We start from the raw sequence: 21,011 nt of genomic DNA on the forward strand, positions 1-21,011 counted from the left end.
TTTTTTTTCGTACTTTTGTTGCGTTAAAAGTTGTGTTATGATTGTACACAGACTATCAAGAGATTTTTTAGATGATGATTTCCGGCTGATGGCTATTCATACCACAATGAAAGATTATCGTTTGGTTTACTTTCTGAATAAGATTTTGAAAATCAGATTGTCAAAAGATTGCAAGAAAAGGACTTTTGTAGGAGTCGATAATGATGCCAATTTTTCGTATTACCATTGGTATGATGAGTCATCAAAAATCAATTGGAATTGCATTGCTAATAGGTCAGTTACTGAAACTAAGATGAAGGTAACTTCTTTATTTGAAAGTACTACTTTTGTTAATTATTTGATTGATAATCAGCGAAAAATCGATTTTTTCCTGAAAATAAATCCGGAAGGAAGATTTGACGAAAAAGAAATCATAAAAAAAATTGCAGCAATCCCAGATGTTTCAGCAATTTATAAAATAGATACAGACACATTAAGTTCAAAACATAAAGTAATATTTCAAGAATGTTAAATACAAAGAAAACAAAAATCGTAGCTACCTTAGGTCCGGCTACGGATACAAGAGATGTAATTAAAGATATGATGCAGGCAGGAGTGAATGTATTTCGTATCAATTTTTCGCACGCTGATTATGAAGATGTGAAAAAGCGTATAGAAATGATTCGTTCTGTCAATAAAGAATACGGATATAATACAGCTATTTTGGCTGACCTTCAAGGACCTAAGTTGCGTGTGGGAGTTATGGAAGAAGGAATTATCGTAAATCCGGGAGATAAGATAACATTCGCAACAGGAGAGCCTTTTACAGGTAATCAGGACAGAGTGTATATGAATTACAAGGAGTTTCCTAAGGATGTAAATCCGGGTGAACGCATTTTGCTTGATGACGGAAAGCTCATTTTCAGAGTCGTTTCAACAAACAGAGAAAATGAAGTTGAAGCAGAGGTAATTCAAGGAGGACCATTAAAATCTAAAAAAGGAGTAAACCTTCCTAATACAAACGTTTCATTACCTGCACTTACCGAAAAAGATATAAAAGATGCACTTTTTGCAATTTCACAAGAAGTAGATTGGTTTGCTCTTTCGTTTGTACGTAATCCTGCTGATATTCAGGATTTGAAAGATTTGATAAATGAAAATTCAAGTAACAGAATTCCTATCATTGCCAAAATTGAAAAACCAGAAGCTTTGGTGAACATAGATAAAATTATGGCTAACTGTGACGGAATTATGGTTGCTCGAGGTGATTTGGGAGTAGAAATTCCTGCCGAAGAAGTACCTTTGATTCAGAAAGAGTTAGTACACAAAGCGAAATTGTATCATATTCCTGTAATCATTGCCACACAAATGATGGAAAGTATGATTTCAAGCTTGACTCCAACGCGTGCCGAAGTAAACGATGTAGGAAACTCCGTAATGGACGGAGCCGATGCGGTAATGCTTTCAGGAGAGACATCTGTTGGGGCGTATCCGGTGCAGGTAATAGAGCAAATGAGCCGCATTATCAAAAGTGTAGAAGAATCAGAATTGATAAAAGTACCTATGCGTACACCTTTCGTTCGTTCAGGACGTTACGTAACAAACTCAATTTGTTTTCACGCGGCTACAATGGCAAATGAAATGAATGCTAAAGTTATCTCAACGTTGACAAATAGTGGATATACGGCTTATCGCATTTCATCATACCGCCCGAATTCACACATTTTGGTCTTTACATCAAGTAAGCGTATTTTAACGCAATTGAGTCTGCTTTGGGGAGTTACTACTTTCTATTATGACAGATTTGTATCAACTGATGAAACCATTGAGGACGTTAATCATATCGCTAACGAGAAAGGTTACGTAAATATGGGTGACATTATGATTAGTTTGGCGGCAATGCCAATACAAGGTAAAGGAAAAGTAAATACTTTACGCGTTTCTGAAATAGATTCGTGTGCAATTAAAGCAAAATAAAAAGCCATATAAGTTATTTTTAGGATAGGAAGCAGTAGCATAGTAAAGAACTATCTACTGCTTTTTTTGTTATTGTTTCATATATTTTTGAATGATAGGAGTTAGCTTTTCTCTTCCCCATTTTGCTCCTTCAGCTAAGCCTTTTTGTGTTAAAACAGAAGTTTTTTCTGCCATTTTTTTACCAATTGGAGTTTCATAGAACTTTAGCAATTCTTTAATTTCGCTGTGTGTGAATTCTTCCATATAAATTTTTGCCATAGTTTCGTAAAGTTCAGGCATTAAGGCTTTAATTTCCATTTCGGCAGCATCAACTTTATCCGCAGGAATGAATTGTTTTAGAGAGGTAGTTACAGCATCAAAAGAAGCTCCACTCACTATTGAAATCAGTTTTTGAGTGTCTTTTTTAAAATTGTCATTCTCTTGTGAAAAACCGTAGAATGTTGTAAATAAAACAGTTAATGTTAATAAAATTCTTTTCATTGCAAAATATTTTTTGATTATCCCGACGAAGATATAAGATTTTTTTCAAAAAATAAAATTAATTGGTAGAAATTAATAGATAAATAATAATTCTTAAAAAATCATTATCTTTTGCAAAAAGGCATACTTATTGTATATGTGTAAAGGTATTAACATTTTAATATTTTCTGAGCGATGAATAATAATGTATCTATTGTCTTTTTTGCTTTTTTTTCCCTTATGGTGAATGTGTTATGTGCTCAAGCTCCTGTTTTTACTAACGCAAAAGCCGAAAAAGTACAACTTTACTTCAATGGAGCTGAAATTCAGCAAGTAGCTAATGTTACCCTGCCTAAAGGAACTTCTGAGGTGGTGATTGCCAATGTTGCAAATTATTTGGATGAAAATTCCATACAAATAAAATCAACTTCTAAAGTTACCATTTTGTCTGTTCAATTTACAAATCAGGCAATTACAGGATATGAAGAGAATTATGTATCGGAATTAGTTCGCCCGATTTATGATAGTATTCAACTTGTTGAAAAAGAAATTGGGAAAAATAAAATTCTTCAGAATTCCGTTACAAAATCTGTTGAATTATTGGACAAAAATCAACAATTATCAGGAGCGAATGTAAACACAGCAGAACTGTCAAAACTGCTTGATTTTTATAAGAATAAAAGATACGAGCTTGAAAATCAGCTGAAAAATATTGCTGAAAAGAATAAAGAACTACAAAAAAAATTAAGTTCGTTAAAATTCCGCTTAGGGGCAACCTCTTCCCAAAATACAATTAACAGAGGGAAATTGGTACTCAGAGTGATTAATGAAGTTGCAGGGAAAGTCCCTTTTCAGCTTAATTACATTTCTTACCAAGCTCATTGGAATCCGTTTTACGAAGTTCGTTCCGAGAAAGTTAATACCCCAATTACATTGAAGTACAATGCGGCTGTAAGTCAGAATACCGGGGTTGATTGGAATGACGTAAAGCTAACTTTATCAAGTGGTTATGTGAATGCATACACACAAGCTCCAACATTGAACACTTGGTTTATATACTCCAGAAAAAACGATTCTGATAAAACAGTGTATCAAGAAATTACAAATGTTAGAAGAGAAAAAGCTGCTTTTCATAAAAATATGCAAACGATGGAACTTGAACCTGTGGAAGTTGCCAATGAAGATATGGTTTTGGAAGACAAGTCATTAGATGATGTGGTAGTGATGGGGGAAACGCAATTCAATGTGGTTTTTGATATTGATTTGCCTTATACAATTCTTTCCAATGGAAAAAAACACAGTGTTTCACTGAAAAATTTAGAAATTCCCGCAACTTATCAATATTATTCGGCACCGAAATATGATTTAGGAGCATATTTGATGGGGAATATTGAAAATTATGGCAAATATAACCTTCTTTCTGGAGAGGCAAGCCTTATTTTTGAAGGAATGTATGTCGGAAAAACAACGATTAATCCTGAAAATGCGAATAAAAAACTTTTGTTAAGCTTAGGGAAAGATAAAAAAATCATTACAGAAAGAAAGTTGATTTCAAAAAATACCGAAAATAAATCATTAAGTTCCAAAAAAGTACAGACATTTGCATATGAAATTAGCGTACAAAACAACAAAAAGGAAGCCATAGTCATTGAAATTGAAGACCAAGTGCCTGTTAGCACAGAAAAAGACATTAAAGTTTCGCTAACAGAAGCTAAAGAAGCAGTTTTTGATAAAGAAAAGGGAAGTTTGAAGTGGAAATTGAGTTTAAAACCCAATGAAAATAGAAAAATCAGATTTGTTTATCAAATAGAATCTGGCAAGGATACAATTGTTGAAAATCTTTAGAATAGAATCAACAAGAATGATTTCTTGAATTTACTTTCAATTGTATTATCTTTTTGAAAACCTGAATTTTGAAAAAACATTATTCAGGTTTTTGTTTTTCGCTGAAATCATCTATATTTGCCCGAACTAAATAATTCGCTATGTACGGTACAATTCTTCAACTTCATTCGTGGTTTGCCTATGCAGTGCTTTTGGTGCTTCTTGCGGCAACAGTAAACGCAATCATTGGCTTTTTTGGTAAGAGAAAATATACCTCAAAAGATTTAAGATTAGGCCTTTACGCACTTATTTTTTCACATATTCAGTTACTTATAGGTATTATCTTGTATGTAACTTCTCCGCTTTTCAACGCTTGGAAAGCAGGTGGCGTGATGAAAGATTCATATTTACGACAAATGCTTTTGGAACATCCGTTAATGATTGTTGTTGGTGTAGTTTTGATTACCATTGGTTGGTCATTGCATAAAAAACAGCCTACGGACAATCGTGCGTTTGGAAAAATTGCTATTTTTTATGCCTTAGGTTTGATATGTTTCTTATCAAGAATACCTTGGCAGAATTGGTTTTAAGAAATAAAAAACTCCAAATTGTAAAAGCAATTCGGAGTTTTTTTATTTTATTTAAGTTTATTCAAATACAAGTTAACTACGTTTTCCAGTCCCAAATAAAGAGACTCGCTGATGAGTGCGTGCCCGATTGAAACTTCCAATAAATTTGGAATATTTTCCTTAAAGAATTTGATATTCTCCAAACTCAAATCGTGTCCTGCGTTAAGTCCTAAACCTACTTTTTGAGCTTCCGAAGCTGCTTTTATGTACGGCTCAATTCCTTTTTTGTTTCCTTTTTCATATTCGGTTGCGTAACTTTCGGTGTAGAGTTCTACGCGGTCTGTTCCGGTTCCGGCTGCGGCTGTTACCATTGCCTCTACGGGGTCAACAAACAAAGAAGTTCGGATGCCATTTCGTTTAAATTCAGCAATTATTTCCGTTAAATATGCTTTGTGTTTGATAGTGTCCCAACCTGCATTGGAGGTGATGGCATCATCGGCATCAGGAACAAGGGTTACCTGCGTAGGTTTCACTTTCAACACCAAATCCATAAATTTTGGAATAGGATTTCCTTCAATGTTGTATTCGGTAACTACGACATTCAGCAAATCAAAAGCATCTTGGTAACGAATATGTCTTTCATCAGGGCGAGGATGAATTGTAATTCCTTCTGCTCCAAATTTTTGCACGTCAGTTGCCACTTTTAATAAGTTAGGAACATTTCCGCCTCGAGAATTGCGAAGAGTGGCAATTTTGTTGATATTTACACTTAGTTTTGTCATTTCTCATTCAATTATTTGATTACAAAGATAAGGTTTTCATACAAAAATAAAAGCCGAGGAGTTGAAAAATTATTTTTTTGAATAATTTGATGAATTTTTATACTTTTTGTATCTTTACCCGATTCAAATAAGCGTATAGATTATGAAGAAAGTAATTGTATTTTCAATTGCTCTTTTAACACTTTTTGCGTGTAAAAAAGAGACTACTATTTTCAACAGTAATCCACTGTTGTACAAGGACTACATTTCAGGATTTACCAGCGGAACAGTTTCTGCTGAAACAAGTTTCAAAGTGCTGTTTAATGAGGCGATTTCGCAAGATAAAATAGCCAAAATCAATGATTTGGATTTGTTTGAAATTTCTCCTAAAGTGAAAGGTAAGGTGCTGTGTTTGAATCCTTACCAGGTGGAATTTATTCCTGAAAAACGCTTGGAACAGGATACTGAATACAAAATTTCTTTCAATTTGAAGAATTTATTTTCAGTTTCTGAAGGCTTGGAGATTTTCAATTTTTCATTGAAAACTTTGCAACAAGGCTACAAGATTAAGGAAGGAGATTTGCAGTCGTACAATGAAAATTTGTATTTTTTGAATGCTGAATTGCTTACCAGTGACAAAATTTCGTACGAAACGGCTAAAAAATTGGTTTCTGCAACGCTGGGAAGGAAGAAAATTTCTGTAAAATTTCTTTCTCAGGGCAATAGCAATAAATTTCCGATTGTTTTTGATAGTATTCCACGTTCGGATGATGCAGAAACTTTGAAAATTTCGTGGAATGCAGGCGATGTTCCTTCCGAAAATTTGCTTCCTTTTTCAATTTCAATACCCGAAAAAGGGACTTTTAAAGCTCTTTTTACAAGGACAGAAGATTCATCGAATCAGTCTTTTAGTATCAATTTTTCGGAACCGCTTGAAAAGGATCAGAATTTTAACGGATTGATAACACTCAGCAATACCAGTACAGAACTGAAGTACAGCGTAAACGGAAACGTGCTGAAAGTTTTCCGAGAAGCAACCGATGAAGGTGATTTTCAGGTTACTGTTCACGAAGGAGTGCGTAGCATTTATGGCAAACGCATCAGTAATTCTGAAAGTTTTGAAGTTCGTTTTCTGCAACAAAAACCAGAAATCCGACTTGTGAAAAATGGGACGATTTTGCCAAGTTCTCAAAATTTGAAGGTTCATTTTCAGGCAATTAATTTGCGAGCAGTGAATGCTACGGTTTATCGCATTTATGAAAATAATATTCTTCAATTTTTGCAAGAAAATAATTTAGGTTCAAGCTATGGGTTACAAAGAGTTGGAAAACCTATCGCCAAGAAGGTCATTCAACTTTCTGAAAGTGCTTTGTCTCCGTTGAAAGAATGGAATACATATTCGCTTGATTTGTCGTCAGTTATTACGCCAGAACCAGGAGCTATTTATCGGGTAGAATTTACAATGAAGAAGAATTATTCGTTGTATGCTTGTGGCTTGGAGAGTGAACCTCTCGATTTGTCATTCGAGGAAGAACCTCTTGAAAAAGAACCGGAAGATTATGAAGATGATTACTATTATTGGGGAAGTAGCGATAATCCTTGTGATGATTATTTTTATAATAAAACTGTAGGAACGAATGTTTTAGCAAGTGATTTGGGAGTAATTGTTAAAAAAGGACAGAATAATAGCTACACAGTAGTTGTAAATAACATTTTAAATACAGAACCTGTCAGTGGAGCCGTTGTAGAAGTTTTTGATTATCAACAACAGAAGATTCAAGAGAGTAAAACAAATAGTGAAGGAATTGCTAAATTTGATATTTCGAGCAGAGCTTTTTTTGCAAAAATCAAAAAGGATAATAACACTACTTACGTTAAAATGGATGACGCTGTACCTCAATCAGTTAGTAAATATGATGTGGACGGATTGCGTTTGCAAAAGGGATTAAACGGATTTATTTATGCGGAAAGAGGTGTTTGGCGTCCGGGAGATAGTATTTATGTAGGTTTTGTACTGAATGATTTTGCTCAAAAATTACCCGAAAAACTTCCGATAAAACTCAAATTTACTGACCCCTACGGGAAAGTGATTGCTGAGCGTATGCAGAGCAGTAATCTAACAAATCATTATGTTTTTGGTTTGAAGACATCGCCTGAAGCTCCGACAGGAAATTGGAATGTGAGCATTTCGGCAGGAGCGGCAAAATTTCATAAATCAATAAAAATAGAAACCATCAAGCCCAATCGGTTAAAAATTGAGAATAACTTGAGCGGGAAACTGATTTCAGCCGATGGAGCGAATGCTAACTTACAGGTACTTTGGTTGCACGGTTCGCCTGCAGGAAATACACAGGTAAACGTTAAAGCGAAGTTCTATCCTATGGAAACAGCCTTTAAAGGTTACGAAAAGTATATTTTCAATAATGAAGCATATCAGTTTGAAAATCAGGAAATTTCTGTATATGAAGGGCAAACGGATTCTCAAGGAAGGGCTAATTTCTATTTCAAAGCGAATGAATTACAAGCTCCCGGAATGTTGCGAGTGAATTTTCTTACGCAAGCTAACGAAAGCGGAGGAGATTTCAGCACGGATGTGAGTACTGCATCATTCTCTCCTTATGATAGTTACGTAGGTTTGAGATTGCCTGAAACTAACAAATATGATTACTATAACACGGAAGAAAATTACACATTTGAAGCAGTTGTTCTTTCCGAAAAAGGAGAACCTTTACGTAACCAAAGTGTTTCGGTAACAGTTTACAAAGTAGGCTGGAATTGGTGGTGGGACGCTTCCAACCAAAATATATCAACTTACAATAGCTCAAGTAGTAATGCCATCTACACAACAAAAACAGTGGAAACTAATGGCAGTGGTAAGGCGAAATTTGACCTAAAAATTCCTGATGCAGATTGGGGAAGATATTTCATTTTACTTTCTGATGAAGATAGTGGTCACAAAAGTGGAACTACGGTTTATTTCGATTGGGGCAGTTGGTCAGGGAAATCGCGAAAAGCATCAAGTGAGGAAGCAGTAATGCTTTCATTAGGAAGTGATAAAAAAGAATATAACGTAGGAGAAAAAGCTAAAATATCCTTCCCTTCTGATGAAGGTGGCAGAGCCTTGATTTCTGTTGAAAATGGAAATAATGTACTGGAAACCTATTGGGTGGAAACCAAATCAGGCGAAACCAACTACGAAATTTCCATTACAGAGAAAATGACGCCAAATGTGTACCTATATGTAACCTTATTACAGCCGCACGCCAATTCGGTAAATGATGCTCCCGTACGCTTATACGGAGTGTTGCCAATTTCGGTAGTGGATAAAGAAACACAATTAAATCCTGTAATTCAAATGGCTGATGTGCTACGTCCCGAACAGAAGACAACTATCAAAATTAGGGAAAAATCGGGCAAACCGATGACATATACTTTAGCAATCGTAGAAGACGGATTACTTAACCTGACCCGATTCAAAACTCCAAATCCTTGGAATAAGTTTTTCTCAAAAACAGCTTTAGGCGTGAAGACTTGGGATGTTTACAATGATATTATCGGAGCTTATGGAGGAACGGTAAACCAGGCATTTAGCATAGGAGGAGATGAAGATTTGGGTGGAGCCGAAGCTCAAAAAGCAAATCGTTTTAAACCTTTTGTGATTGTTAAAGGTACGTACACTTTGAAAAAAGGAAATACGAACGTTCACGATATTCAGATTCCAAATTATATGGGGTCGGCAAGGGTAATGGTAGTAGCTTCGGATGTTGCCAAAAACGCATTTGGAAGTGCTGAGAAGAAAGACATTCCTGTTATAAGTCCGCTGTCATTGTTAGGTTCTTTACCAAGAAAAGCAGTGCCCGGTGAGAAAATTACGTTGCCAGTTACGGTTTTTGCAATGGAGAAAAATATCAGAAATGCAACAATTTCTGTGGAAACGAATACTCATTTTAAAGTAATTGGCAATAAATCGCAATCGTTACAGTTTGACGGAACGGGTGAAAAAATGGCGTATTTTGAGTTAGAAACTACACAGCAAACAGGCATCGGGAAAGTGAAAATCACAGCAACTTCAGGCAGTGAAAAAGCAGTTTACGAAGTGGAAATGGATGTGTATAATCCAAATCCTGTAACTTATTTTGTTCAGAATGCGGTGCTTACAGAAGGAAGTTCACAAAATTTGAATGCTTCTGTTTTTGGGGAAAAAGCCAAAACTGTACTTGAAATTTCGAGTTTCCCGGGAGTGAATTTACATCAGAGATTAAATTACTTAATTTCATATCCTCACGGTTGTGGTGAGCAAATCACATCTGGGGCTTTTCCGCAATTATTTTTGGGAGATTTTGTCAATTTAACACCTGAAAAAGCAGAAGAAGTACGCCGAAACGTAACTGCAGCAATTAGCAAACTTCACGAAAATCAACTTCCTAACGGAGGATTTGCCTACTGGAAAGTAAACCGATATGCTGATGATTGGACGACTTCTTACATTGGTCAATTCTTCATTTTAGCGGAGAAAAAAGGATATGCACTCCCATCAGGAAGCAAACAAAATTGGCTGAATTACCAAAATAATGAAGCTCGTCAATGGCGTTATGAGCCTAAATATCAGAATGATTTTGCTCAGGCATATCGTTTGTACACGTTGGCTTTGGCAGGAAATCCTAATATGGGAGCAATGAATCGATTACGTGAAACTAAAGATATTTCAGCTAACGCAAAACGTTTGTTGGCAGCGGCTTACGCTTCTGCCGGACAAAAACAAACGGCTAATAATTTGTTTCAATCAGTTTCAATAGATGACAGTAATGGGAATTATTACTATTACGGTTCTGAAGTTCGTAATAAAGCAATGGCTTTGGAAACAGCTTTATTGATTGGCAAAAAAGAAGATGCGGCTCGCTGGGCATTGGAAATTGCGGATAGACTTTCTTCTTCCGATTGGATGAGTACTCAAACCACGGCGTATGCACTTTATGCAATGGCTAAATATGTGGAAATCAACAAAAGTGGAAAATCATTCTCAGCATCGTATTCTTTCGCAGGAAAAACGGAGAACGTAAAATCAAGTGAACCTATGACTTCTGTTGAGCTACCTATTAAAGGAGACAAACAATCGTTACAGATTAAAAACACCTCAAAACAAACGCTTTACGTTCGGCTGATTTCAAGTGGTGTTTTGCCCGTAGGGAAAGAACTTCCGATGCAAAACGGATTGGCTATCTCTACTACATACCGAGATAAAAACGGTAATGTGGTTGATGTAAGCCAAGTACGTCAAAGTACGGAGCTGATTGCTTCTATTGAGGTTAAAAATTTGACCAATGAATCTGTTGAAAATATAGCACTTACGCAAATTATTCCATCAGGGTGGGAAATTATCAATACACGTTTCACAGATTACGGGGATACAGAGCAAAGTTCATATATTGATTATGCAGATTTTAGAGATGACAGAGCTAATTTTTATTTGTCATTGAAAGGAAATCAGACAAAGGTAATAAAATTGAAATTAAACGCTTCGTATGCAGGACGTTACTACCTTCCAGGGACTTTTGCCGAGGCGATGTATAACAATCGTTACAATACCCGAACCGAAGGCAAATGGGTTGAGGTACAATGATAAACATTAAAAAAGGGAAGTTTTTAACTTCCCTTTTTCTCTTTTATACTATTCCTTCGATATGAAAACGTGCCTAATATTTTATTTAAGAACTTCATTTTTTGGGAAAACAAATTTGTGTTTGTTTTACATTAAAAAGACATTCAATCGGTTGTATGCCATAATACGAATTCTCACAAAACAAATTTATTCTAAAATGCATATTATCAGTAATTAATGTGTAAAGATGCAAAAATTAATAATGTTTGTTTTTGCGTTGTAAAATAAATTTTTTAGTTTTGTCGAAAAATTTATTTAGTAAAAATTAATCAAACTATTTTTATAATGAAAAATCATTTATTTATATTTCTGCTACTCTTAGGAGTTGGAGTTTTTGCCCAAAACGGAACTTTAAAAGGGAATGTTTCATCTCAGGGAAACTCTTTGGAATCAGTCTCTGTGCAATTGGAGAACAAATTCCATAAAAAATGGGCTATTTCTGACAAGAAAGGAAACTTTGAAATAAGTGTTCCTGAAGGAAGTTATAATTTAAAAGTTTCTTCATTAGGTTTTGTAACTGTTACAGAAAAGATTACTATTAAATCTGATGAAGTTATTGAAAGAAATTTTGAACTAAAAGAAGACGTTTTAGGGATAAATGAAGTGGTGGTAACAGCTACTAAAACAGAGTTGAACAGAAAAGAAGCTCCCGTTTTGGTAAGTGTTACAGGACAGAAAGATTTAGTAGCTGTAAGAGCAAGAACTCTTATGGAAGGCTTGGTGTTTCAACCCGGTTTGAGAACAGAAGTGAATTGCCAAAATTGTGGATTTTCACAGGTGAGAATCAATGGTTTAGAAGGAGCTTATTCTCAAATTTTGATTGATAGCCGTCCTATTTTTGGGTCATTAAACGGAGTTTACGGATTAGAACAAATTCCAACAAATATGATTGAACGAATTGAGGTTATTCGTGGAGGTGGTTCAGCACTATTTGGTGCTAATGCTATTGCAGGAACTATTAACGTAATCACTAAAAACCCAACTAAAAATGAGGCTCAGGCAGGCGTTTTAGCGGCTTTAATAGGTGGAGAATCTGAAGATATCGTGTCATCATTTAATGGCTCTATCGTAAATGATAATCTGTCAAGAGGAATTTCTTTCTACGGAACGAACCGTATTCGTGATTCTTACGATGCTAACGGAGACGGACTTTCAGAACTTACAAAGTTGAGAAACATCAATGCAGGTGCGAAATTTTTCAATGAATTTAATTCACGCAAGAAATTGGTAGGAGAACTCAACGTAAGTAACGAAAATCGCCGAGGAGGAAATAAATTTGATGAACCTGAGCATTTGGCGGACATTGCAGAATCCATCCGTACGGATATGGTAGGCGGAAATATCAATTATGATTATTTATCGCCTTCATACAATCATAAACTTTCAGCTTTCGCCAGCGGGCAACGTACGAAAGCTAATAACTACTACGGAGCTTTTGATACTGAGAATAATACGTATGATGTTGAAGCTCTAAACTACGGAGTTACTCGTGAGAACATTTGGGTAATTGGCGGACAACACACAGCCCAACTTTATGCCGGAGAAGGAAGCATCCAATGGACGTCAGGAGCCGAGTACAAATTTGATAAAATTTCAGAAAACAGACGTAATCCGGAAATCCTTACTGTAAACCAAGACCAAAACATCTTCGGTTTGTACACTCAAGCAGACTGGAAAATACATCCAAACTTCAAGTTCTTAGCAGGTGTGCGTTTGGATAATGTTAGCTCAAACCTATTGAAAAAATCAGTTACTGCAATTAATCCGAGAGCGAGTTTGTTGTACAATGTAACTGATGAAATAATTGCCAGAGCTTCATATGCTCGTGGATTCAGAGCTCCATTGTTTTATTCTGAAGATGTTCACTCAGAATTAATTACAGGAGAAGTACGTCGTGTACAATTGGCTTCAGATTTGAAGAAAGAAACATCAGACAGCTTTACTACCTCATTTGAGTATAATCGCTCTCGTGACGGACATCAGCTTGTAGCGATGATTGAAGGATTCTTTACAGCATTACATAACCCGTTTGTGTATACCTCTGTAGGTAAGGAAAATGAATTGGACATTAGAGAGAAACAAAATGGAGACAAAGCCATTGTAAAAGGTGTGAATTTGGAGTTTAAATACAGTCCTGATCCTAAGTTTGCTTTGCAATTGGGAGCCACTTTCCAAAGTTCAAAACACGATAAACCGCAAGTAGTAGCGGAAGACGAAAACGGAAACGTTATCGCCGAAACTGACAAATTATTACGTTCACCTAATGCTTACGGAAATCTGACTGCGACTTACAAACCAAGAGAGGAGTGGGCTATCAACCTAACAACGGTTTTCACAGGTTCTATGGAAACCTTTCACGAAGGTAAAAACGAACTTGTAACTACACCAAATATGTTTGACTTTGGGCTTAATACTTCTTATGAATTTAGATTTGATAATTTCTTCACAATGGAAGTAAGTGCAGGTATTAAAAACTTATTTAACGATTACCAAAAAGATTTTGATAAAGGAATTGACCGTGACCCTACTTACATTTATGGTCCTTCACTTCCTCGAACACTTTTTGCAGGCTTAAAAGTTAGGATATAGTTTTAGTCTTTATAGTGGAGAATGAAAAATTTCTCTACCTTTTTTGAATAAAAAAACCGAGTTGATTTCAACTCGGTTTTTTTAGGTTTTTATAATTCATTTTGCTCAACAAGAGGATTTCCTTTAATTTCTGCATAAGGAATTGCGAATTGCCAGAATTTGCTATCCAACGAGTTTGGTAAATTTACCGCATTGTTACCAGAGTTACGAGAAATAGCTGTTTGCTTTTTTGTTCCTGTCAAATAAACTTGTATGTTTTTTGAATTTAATCGATTAGGAATAATTCCCAAACGTTTCATATCAAAAAATCGCTGTCCTTCCATCCAAAGATCAATACGTTTGTTACGCATTATCTCATCAATAAGCTGTGTACCTGTGAAAGCATTGTTATAATCTGTATCACGAGTTTTCATAATTGTGTTAAGCGTAGTTTGTGCCTCAGCGTCTTTATTTTGGCGAGCCTGAGCTTCAGCTTTTATGTAATACATCTCAGCCAAACGCATTAAAACCATATCTCCGGAACTGTCAGTTGCCGATTTTGCTTTAAATTTGATGGATTGCCCTGTAATTTCCCACTGCGGATTAGTAGTTCCTCCACGGAAATAGCCTGTATAGGCATCTTCGGGAATTTTATTGCCTCTGTCCGAACATACCCACCAACCACGGCGAGCATCTTTTTCTCCCATTAAGTCGTAAATATCTCGATTTACAGCAAAACGTAAGCCATTCAGCCAACGAGAGCTCATATTGTATGAATAATGAGCAAAGAAGTGTGAGTAATAGTAATTTTGGTCAGGAGCTTGTCTGTATCCCCACATCCATTCTGTTGCTTCATAATTTCTAAAGCCATCAAGTAGATCACCTCCTGATTGCAATGAAGCTCCTGATTTGGTAATTGCTAAATGAGCATATTTTTCAGCATTTTCCCAATCCGATTTGGTTAGTGCAATACGGGCTGCAATTCCGCAAGCAGTAGAATAGCGAATGGCATTTTTTATTTTTTTATCGTTGGCGTTTTCTAAATAATCCAATGATTTTGCCATATCCGAATCAATCAAGGCGTAAACTTCAGCAACTGTGGCACGAGGTAAGTGGTCTTCAGGCTTATCAACAGGACGGATAATAACTCCTAACTGTGAGTTGTCATCTCCTTTTTTGTATCTTTTAGCAAAAAGTTGCACCAAATTATGGTATGCCCACGCACGAAAAGCGTGTCCTTCGCCAAGTAAAGTATTTCTATCATTATGGGAAACATTGCTTAATTTTTCTACACCGTGTATAACTTTATTTGCGTGTTGGATTACTGTGTAGTAAAAATCCCAAGCTTTATAATTGATGCCGTCGTCATTCACTACATTCATAGTTGAGGTGTAACGATAAACGTCCATATAGTAAGCACTGAGTGTGTTTATCATATCATCTCCTAACATATCCAACTGTGCGTTCATAGAGCCTTGCCCATAGCCAAATCCTTGTGGAAACTGGTAGCTGTACATCATATTGTGTATGCCTTGTAGAATGGCATTAAGCCCTTGCAGTGTTCCTTCTGCATCTTTTTCACCAATAGTATCAGTAGGTTTTGTATCTAAAAAATCTTTAGAACACCCAATAAAACTTCCTACAAAGACGAAAGCTATGGCTAATTTATATAATAATCTCATTGTCTTTTAATTTTAAAGTTATTTTTTAGAAAGAAACAGATAAATTACAAGTTACAATTTTAGCAAAGTGATAACCTGTATTTGCTGTAAGCCCATTGAGAGAACTCATCGGATTAAGTCCTTTTCGTTTTGACCATAAAAATAGATTTTCTCCTGAGATACCTACTCTTATATTGTTTACATTAAGTTTGTTCACTACTTCGGAAGGAAAAGTATAGCTCAAGGATACATTTTTAAGCATCAGAGCGGTACGTGAAATTAAAAATCTGTCCGAATTTGAGTCTGCATATTGTCCTTGAGTTCCAGCGTCCAAACGAGGTACATCAGTAATATCACCTGGTTTTTTCCAAGCATTGTATAGGTCTATATGCATTGCCGTTCCGGTGTTAAGGCTTCTTCCCATAATCTGCCTATATGCTTCATCGTATGCATATCCTCCCAATTGGTAAGCAAACTGTACGCCTAAATCAAATCCTTTCCATTGTAGATTAGTTCCAAATCCTCCATACAAATCAGGAATAGCAGAACCTGCAAAATGCTTTTTGGCAAAATTTATGTCATTTGTATAACCTGCCAATTCTCCTTCTTTTTCGATTCCCCTAAAATTAGGGCTGTTAGGATTTGCTTGGTCAGGGAATGTTTCAGAATCAAGACGATACATTGCAAGTCCGTCTTTCGGATTTACCCCAATCCAGTCTTCAACGTAATAGTCATATATGCTATGACCTTCCATACGTTTGTAGATAGAGTTATATACAATTCCGTTAGCTCTATTGTGCTCAGGAAGGGATACTACTTTGTTTTTCAGTATTGTACCATTGGCATTGAAACTCCATTTAAAATCGTTGGTTTTAAAAACATCAAGTGTTAAATCTATTTCTAATCCTGAATTACGCATTTTTCCGATGTTTCTATCAACACTTGCAATACCTGTTGAAGAAGGCAGTGGGTATTCAAAGATAAGGTCATCAGACTCCTTGCTAAACCATTCAACAGTACCTCTCAGATGATTAAAAAGACCAAATTCCAGAGCAATATCGGTACTTACTTGTTTTTCCCATACAAGATGAGGATTTCCGTAAGTTGATATTCGTAATCCTGGTATAGTGTTATTGTTACTATATGAATAAGTTGTTTGATAAGGGTAGTAACGTTGTCTTTCATTTCTGTCTATTGTAGAGTCATTACCAGTTTTTCCGTATGAAGCTCTTAATTTTAAGTTATTTACGAGAGTTACATTATCTAAAAATTCTCTTTTCAAATTCCAACCGGCTCCCACTGACCAAAAATTCCCCCAACGATTATCCGGATGAAAACGAGAACTTCCATCACGACGATATGAAGCCGAAACATCATAACGTTTATCAAATCCATATGAAACCCTACCAAAGTAACCTTCTTTTGTATATTTGTCAGTACGAGAAGTAATTGTTCCTAAGGTTGAATAATTAGGAAATTCGTCCACACCGGCAAAAGAGACACCTTTTTTATCCGCATTCGAATAGATATATTTGTATTCATAACTTTCGTGACCTAAAAGTACACTTAAGTCGTGTTTGCCAAATTCTTTTTTGTAGTCTAACAACTGATTGAAGGTTGTTGTAGCCGTTTTATAATTACTAACTTCCAGCAAACCTTCAGGTTGTGCTCCTAATATATTGTTATAACGCATTTTGGTTGTATAACGCAACACGTCATACGAGTAGTTCAAACGTAACTTTAATTCAGGTAAGAAACGAAATTCAGCAAAAGTACGTGATGTCATTGCATCTTCATCGGTAGAATATAAATCTAAATCTGCCTCGTATATAGGGTTGTAGTTTCCTCTGAAAGGACGTTCTTGATTGTAGTCATATAATTTGTTTCCTTTGTCATCCAATATGTAAGAACCGTCTTCGTTATGTCTGTGTATGGGATAGATAGGTGCAATTGTTCTGATGAAACTAAACACATTGGAGGTGCTTGCCCCTGTTGTTCTAGGTTGCTCTCTACTTACTTTAGAATAAGATGTATTTGTACCTAAAGAAAGCCAGTTGTTTACATCATAATTTATATTAGCTCTTCCTGAAAATCTTTCAAAGAAAGTTTTAATACGATATCCCTCATCTCTGATGTAACCTGTTGACAAGTAGGTTTTTACTTTATCGGTGTTATGCCCCACACTTACGTTGTGTTCATTTCGGATACCTGTTTTGAATAGATGTTTTTCCCAATCCAAATCATCTTCCCACAAAAGCCCTGTAATTTCCGGATTTAAACTGCCATCTGGCATAACGATAGCAAGATATGTTTCGTTTCCTGCTCTTGGATTTGATGTAAGGCTCCACTGATTGGTATTATTATCAAACTCATAAACCGATTTTATTCCGGTATATGGTTGATATCTTAAATCTTCTAAAACGTCTTTTGATGCAGCTCCTGCGGCTTGGCTATCGTTGAATTTTTGTGAATATTTATAGTCGTTAAACCACTGTTGCCAACGTAAACGATAGTGGTCCATAACTCCTACTTTTTCATAATCTTCTTGCCCACGAGTTGAAAAACCAATACTATTTGAATATGTTACAACTGGGTTTTTTCCTTTTGTTTTAGAGCCCGATTTAGTTGTTATTAGAACTACTCCATTTCCTGCACTTGAGCCGTATAAAGAGGTAGAGGCAGCGTCTTTTAAAACTGAAATACTTTCAATATCTTGAACTGAAATGCTTGATATATTACCATTGTAAATGGAGCCATCCACCACGTAAATAGGGTCATTTCCAGCATTTACAGAGCCTATTCCCCGAATGCGTATGGTGCTTGACGTTCCTGGCTGTCCTCCCGAAAGAGTTGTTTGCACCCCTGTTGCCATTCCGCTTAAGGCACTAGTAATATTGGTTATTGGTCGCATTTCTAACTGTTTTGCTGACACTGTTGACTGTGCACCAACCAAAGATTGTTTCTTTGCTGTACCATATGCTACAACTACCACTTCTTCAATGGCTTGTGCTTCTTCCATCAGGATTATTTTCATTGTTTTGGATTTGTCCTTCCCTACAACTTTTTCTTGTGTTGAGAATCCCAAAGAGCTGAAAACAAGAATGTCTCCTTGTTCTGCACGTATCTCAAAATTTCCGTCAAAATCTGTGGAAATTCCGCGATTGCTGTTTTTAATAACAACGCTTACTCCGGGAAGAGGAACTCCTTCTGAATCAGTAACAACTCCCTTTACTGATGAAGTTTGTGCTAACAATGAGTAAGAGAAAACTCCCATCAAAAACACAAACAACGTTAAAACTTTTTCTCTCATTGAAATCTTGTTTTTGTTATTAATTATTTTTGGTAATCCTGATTACAAATTTAGAGTAACTGTCTCAGGTTTTTCTGACTTGTTTTGTAGTAGAAAATAAATGAAAAAAAATAGAAAAAAGTAATTTTAATGTAACAAATAACTGCAACTCAATGAAATTTCAACAATAAATTCTTTTGATTTAGTTTTTTATTCAAAATTTTCTAAGACAATTTTGCAAAGGTAGAGTATTTTTTGTTATAATCAATATTTTGTAATGTATTTCAATGATTTTATATATTTTTATGATTAAATATAACAGAAAGATATTATTTGTGTGAAAAACATCACAATAATTTAGAATAAAAATAAGTAAAAACCTTTTTCCCGCGATGTCCTGCAACACTTTCAAGCTCTTCAAGGCTTGCCTCACGGATGCGTTTTACGGATTTGAAGTGTTTCAGCAGCGTTTCTTTGGTTTTTTCGCCGATGCCTTCAATAGCATCTAATTCAGAAGTAATTGCGGATTTGCTTCGTTTCTGTCTGTGGAAAGTAATCCCGAAGCGATGTGCTTCATTACGAAGCTGTTGTATAATTTTTAAAGTTTCCGATTTTTTGTCTAAATACAACGGAATGCTATCCTCCGGAAAATAAATCTCTTCCAAGCGTTTGGCAATCCCGATGATGGCTATTTTGCCTCGCAGATTCAAATCGGTCAAAGCCTTTAGTGCCGATGAAAGTTGTCCTTTTCCGCCATCGATGATAATGAGTTGAGGCAGAGGTTGTTTCTCTTCAAGCAGACGCTTGTAACGACGATAAACCACTTCTTCCATCGAAGCAAAATCGTTCGGACCTTCCACCGTTTTGATGTTAAAATGACGATAATCCTTTTTGCTCGGTTTGGCATTTTTGAAAACTACGCAAGCTGCTACCGGATTGGTTCCCTGAATGTTAGAGTTATCAAAGCATTCAATGTGAATTGGCGGAACGGACAGGTGTAAATCCCGTTGTATTTGCGATAAAATCCGATTGGTATGCCGTTCAGGGTCAGTGATTTTTACTTGTTTGAAGCGTTCTTGTCGGAAAAGTTTTGCATTTCGCAGCGAAAGTTCTAACAATTGATGTTTTTCGCCCAATTTTGGAATGGTTAAATGCAAATTTTTGGATAAAGTCACCTCAAAAGGCACAATAATTTCTTGGGAATTGGAAAAAAATCGTTCCCGAATGTCCACAATGGCTAATTCAAGGAGCTCTCGGTCGGTTTCTTCCAATTTTTTCTTGATTTCGATGGTATGAGCCCGAACAATTGCCCCGTAAGCCACCTGCAGAAAGTTTACGTAACCGAATTCTTCGTCCGAAACTATCGAAAACACATCAACATTATTGATTTTTGAACTTACAATGGTTGATTTGGCTTGATAATTTTCTAAAATATCGATTTTTTCCTTGATTTGTTGTGCTTCTTCAAAACGAAGTTCGCTCGCCAAAACGGTCATTTCTTCCCGAAATCGTTTTAAAACATCTTTGAAATTTCCTTTGAGAATTTCAACGATTTCGGCAATGTTTTGATTGTAATCGGCTTCTGTTTGCAGTCCTTCACACGCTCCTTTACAATTTTTGATGTGATATTCTAAGCAGACTTTAAACTTTTGATTTTCAATATTCTGAATGGATAAATCATAGGAGCAATTCCGCAGAGGATACAATTCTTTGATGAGTTCCAACAGCGTCCGAACCGTTTTTATGTTGGTGTATGGACCAAAATAAAGCGAACCGTCTTTAATCACGCGTCGGGTTTGGAAAATTCGCGGGAAACGTTCTTTTTTGACACATATCCACGGATAACTTTTGTCGTCTTTTAGCAGGATATTGTAGCGAGGCTGGTATTTTTTGATGAGATTATTCTCTAAAAGCAATGCATCACTTTCAGTTTCTACCACAATATGTTCAATTCGGGCTATTTTTTTGACCAAAAGGCGTGTTTTTCCCGATTCGTGTTGCTTTTGGAAGTAGGAAGACACTCTTTTTTTCAGGTTTCTTGCCTTTCCTACATACAAAATGGCATCATTTTTATCATAAAATTGATAAATTCCGGGTGAATCGGGCAAAGTTTGCAGCGTTATGTCAATAGCGGAGAGTTCCATTTTAACCATCGAAAAATTAAAATTTTCGGCACAAAATTACATAAATTTTACGAAAACATAACGTGTTGTAAATCAATTACAAATAATTTTTTTTCGTTGATTTTGAAAATGAAATCTTAAT

The 21,011-nt window shown here is 35.8% G+C and carries 11 protein-coding genes; 6 read left to right on the plus strand and 5 right to left on the minus strand.

All coding sequences use genetic code 11. The annotated features are described in order from the left end of the window. The first annotated feature begins 37 nt into the window (after positions 1-37). Entirely contained in the window at positions 38-511 is a 474-nt protein-coding gene (locus GN105_RS07245) for an IPExxxVDY family protein (RefSeq protein ID WP_155284745.1), read from the plus strand. Continuing rightward, entirely contained in the window at positions 505-1,956 is a 1,452-nt protein-coding gene (gene pyk, locus GN105_RS07250) for a pyruvate kinase (RefSeq protein WP_095896068.1), read from the plus strand. Before GN105_RS07245 ends, pyk begins: the two co-directional genes overlap by 7 nt. 69 nt (positions 1,957-2,025) lie before the next feature. Here pyk and GN105_RS07255 read toward each other — a convergent pair whose 3' ends face one another. Next, positions 2,026-2,436 (minus strand): DUF2059 domain-containing protein, encoded by a 411-nt coding sequence (locus tag GN105_RS07255; RefSeq protein ID WP_155284746.1) that lies wholly within the window; start codon positions 2,434-2,436, stop codon positions 2,026-2,028. A gap of 174 nt (positions 2,437-2,610) precedes the next feature. On the opposite strand from GN105_RS07255, the gene GN105_RS07260 reads away from it, so the two are divergent. Together GN105_RS07260 and GN105_RS07265 are read left to right on the plus strand one after the other, a co-directional pair. Beyond that, positions 2,611-4,260, plus strand: a complete 1,650-nt coding sequence (locus tag GN105_RS07260) for a DUF4139 domain-containing protein (protein ID WP_155284747.1) — start codon at positions 2,611-2,613, stop codon at positions 4,258-4,260. 140 nt (positions 4,261-4,400) lie between these two features. Beyond that, on the plus strand, positions 4,401-4,829 hold the full coding sequence (locus GN105_RS07265; RefSeq protein ID WP_155284748.1) for a hypothetical protein: 429 nt from the start codon (positions 4,401-4,403) through the stop codon (positions 4,827-4,829). 47 nt (positions 4,830-4,876) lie between these two features. Here the strand turns inward: GN105_RS07265 and GN105_RS07270 are convergent, their stop codons facing one another. Then, complete coding sequence (locus GN105_RS07270; protein WP_155284749.1) at positions 4,877-5,590, minus strand: pyridoxine 5'-phosphate synthase; 714 nt, start codon at positions 5,588-5,590, stop codon at positions 4,877-4,879. Positions 5,591-5,732: 142 nt separating this feature from the next. Here GN105_RS07270 and GN105_RS07275 point away from each other — a divergent pair, with 142 nt between their 5' ends. Further along, positions 5,733-11,189: an alpha-2-macroglobulin family protein gene (locus GN105_RS07275; protein ID WP_155284750.1), complete on the plus strand. Its 5,457-nt coding sequence runs from the start codon at positions 5,733-5,735 to the stop codon at positions 11,187-11,189. A 324-nt stretch (positions 11,190-11,513) separates the two neighbouring features. Then, positions 11,514-13,817 (plus strand): TonB-dependent receptor, encoded by a 2,304-nt coding sequence (locus GN105_RS07280; protein WP_155284751.1) that lies wholly within the window; start codon positions 11,514-11,516, stop codon positions 13,815-13,817. Positions 13,818-13,906: 89 nt separating this feature from the next. On the opposite strand, the gene GN105_RS07285 is transcribed toward GN105_RS07280, so the two are convergent. From GN105_RS07285 to uvrC, 3 genes are all read right to left on the minus strand, one after another. After that, a complete protein-coding gene (locus GN105_RS07285; RefSeq protein WP_155284752.1) occupies positions 13,907-15,478 on the minus strand; it encodes a RagB/SusD family nutrient uptake outer membrane protein in 1,572 nt (523 codons plus the stop codon). Between the two features lie 25 nt (positions 15,479-15,503). After that, complete coding sequence (locus GN105_RS07290) at positions 15,504-18,767, minus strand: SusC/RagA family TonB-linked outer membrane protein (RefSeq protein WP_227977382.1); 3,264 nt, start codon at positions 18,765-18,767, stop codon at positions 15,504-15,506. Between the two features lie 326 nt (positions 18,768-19,093). Further along, positions 19,094-20,890 carry an excinuclease ABC subunit UvrC gene (gene uvrC, locus GN105_RS07295; protein WP_155284838.1) on the minus strand — a complete coding sequence of 599 codons (1,797 nt, stop codon included), beginning with the start codon at positions 20,888-20,890 and terminating at the stop codon, positions 19,094-19,096. Positions 20,891-21,011 lie beyond the last annotated feature (121 nt).

The sequence above is a fragment of the Capnocytophaga felis genome, from assembly GCF_009684755.1.
GTDB lineage: Bacteria > Bacteroidota > Bacteroidia > Flavobacteriales > Flavobacteriaceae > Capnocytophaga > Capnocytophaga felis.

Coding starts and splice junctions, on each gene's coding strand:
- GN105_RS07245 (WP_155284745.1), top strand. CDS start 38: ATGATTGTACACAGACTATCAAGAGATTTTTTAGATGATGATTTCCGG.
- pyk (WP_095896068.1), top strand. CDS start 505: ATGTTAAATACAAAGAAAACAAAAATCGTAGCTACCTTAGGTCCGGCT.
- GN105_RS07255 (WP_155284746.1), bottom strand. CDS start 2,436: ATGAAAAGAATTTTATTAACATTAACTGTTTTATTTACAACATTCTAC.
- GN105_RS07260 (WP_155284747.1), top strand. CDS start 2,611: ATGAATAATAATGTATCTATTGTCTTTTTTGCTTTTTTTTCCCTTATG.
- GN105_RS07265 (WP_155284748.1), top strand. CDS start 4,401: ATGTACGGTACAATTCTTCAACTTCATTCGTGGTTTGCCTATGCAGTG.
- GN105_RS07270 (WP_155284749.1), bottom strand. CDS start 5,590: ATGACAAAACTAAGTGTAAATATCAACAAAATTGCCACTCTTCGCAAT.
- GN105_RS07275 (WP_155284750.1), top strand. CDS start 5,733: ATGAAGAAAGTAATTGTATTTTCAATTGCTCTTTTAACACTTTTTGCG.
- GN105_RS07280 (WP_155284751.1), top strand. CDS start 11,514: ATGAAAAATCATTTATTTATATTTCTGCTACTCTTAGGAGTTGGAGTT.
- GN105_RS07285 (WP_155284752.1), bottom strand. CDS start 15,478: ATGAGATTATTATATAAATTAGCCATAGCTTTCGTCTTTGTAGGAAGT.
- GN105_RS07290 (WP_227977382.1), bottom strand. CDS start 18,767: ATGAGAGAAAAAGTTTTAACGTTGTTTGTGTTTTTGATGGGAGTTTTC.
- uvrC (WP_155284838.1), bottom strand. CDS start 20,890: ATGGAACTCTCCGCTATTGACATAACGCTGCAAACTTTGCCCGATTCA.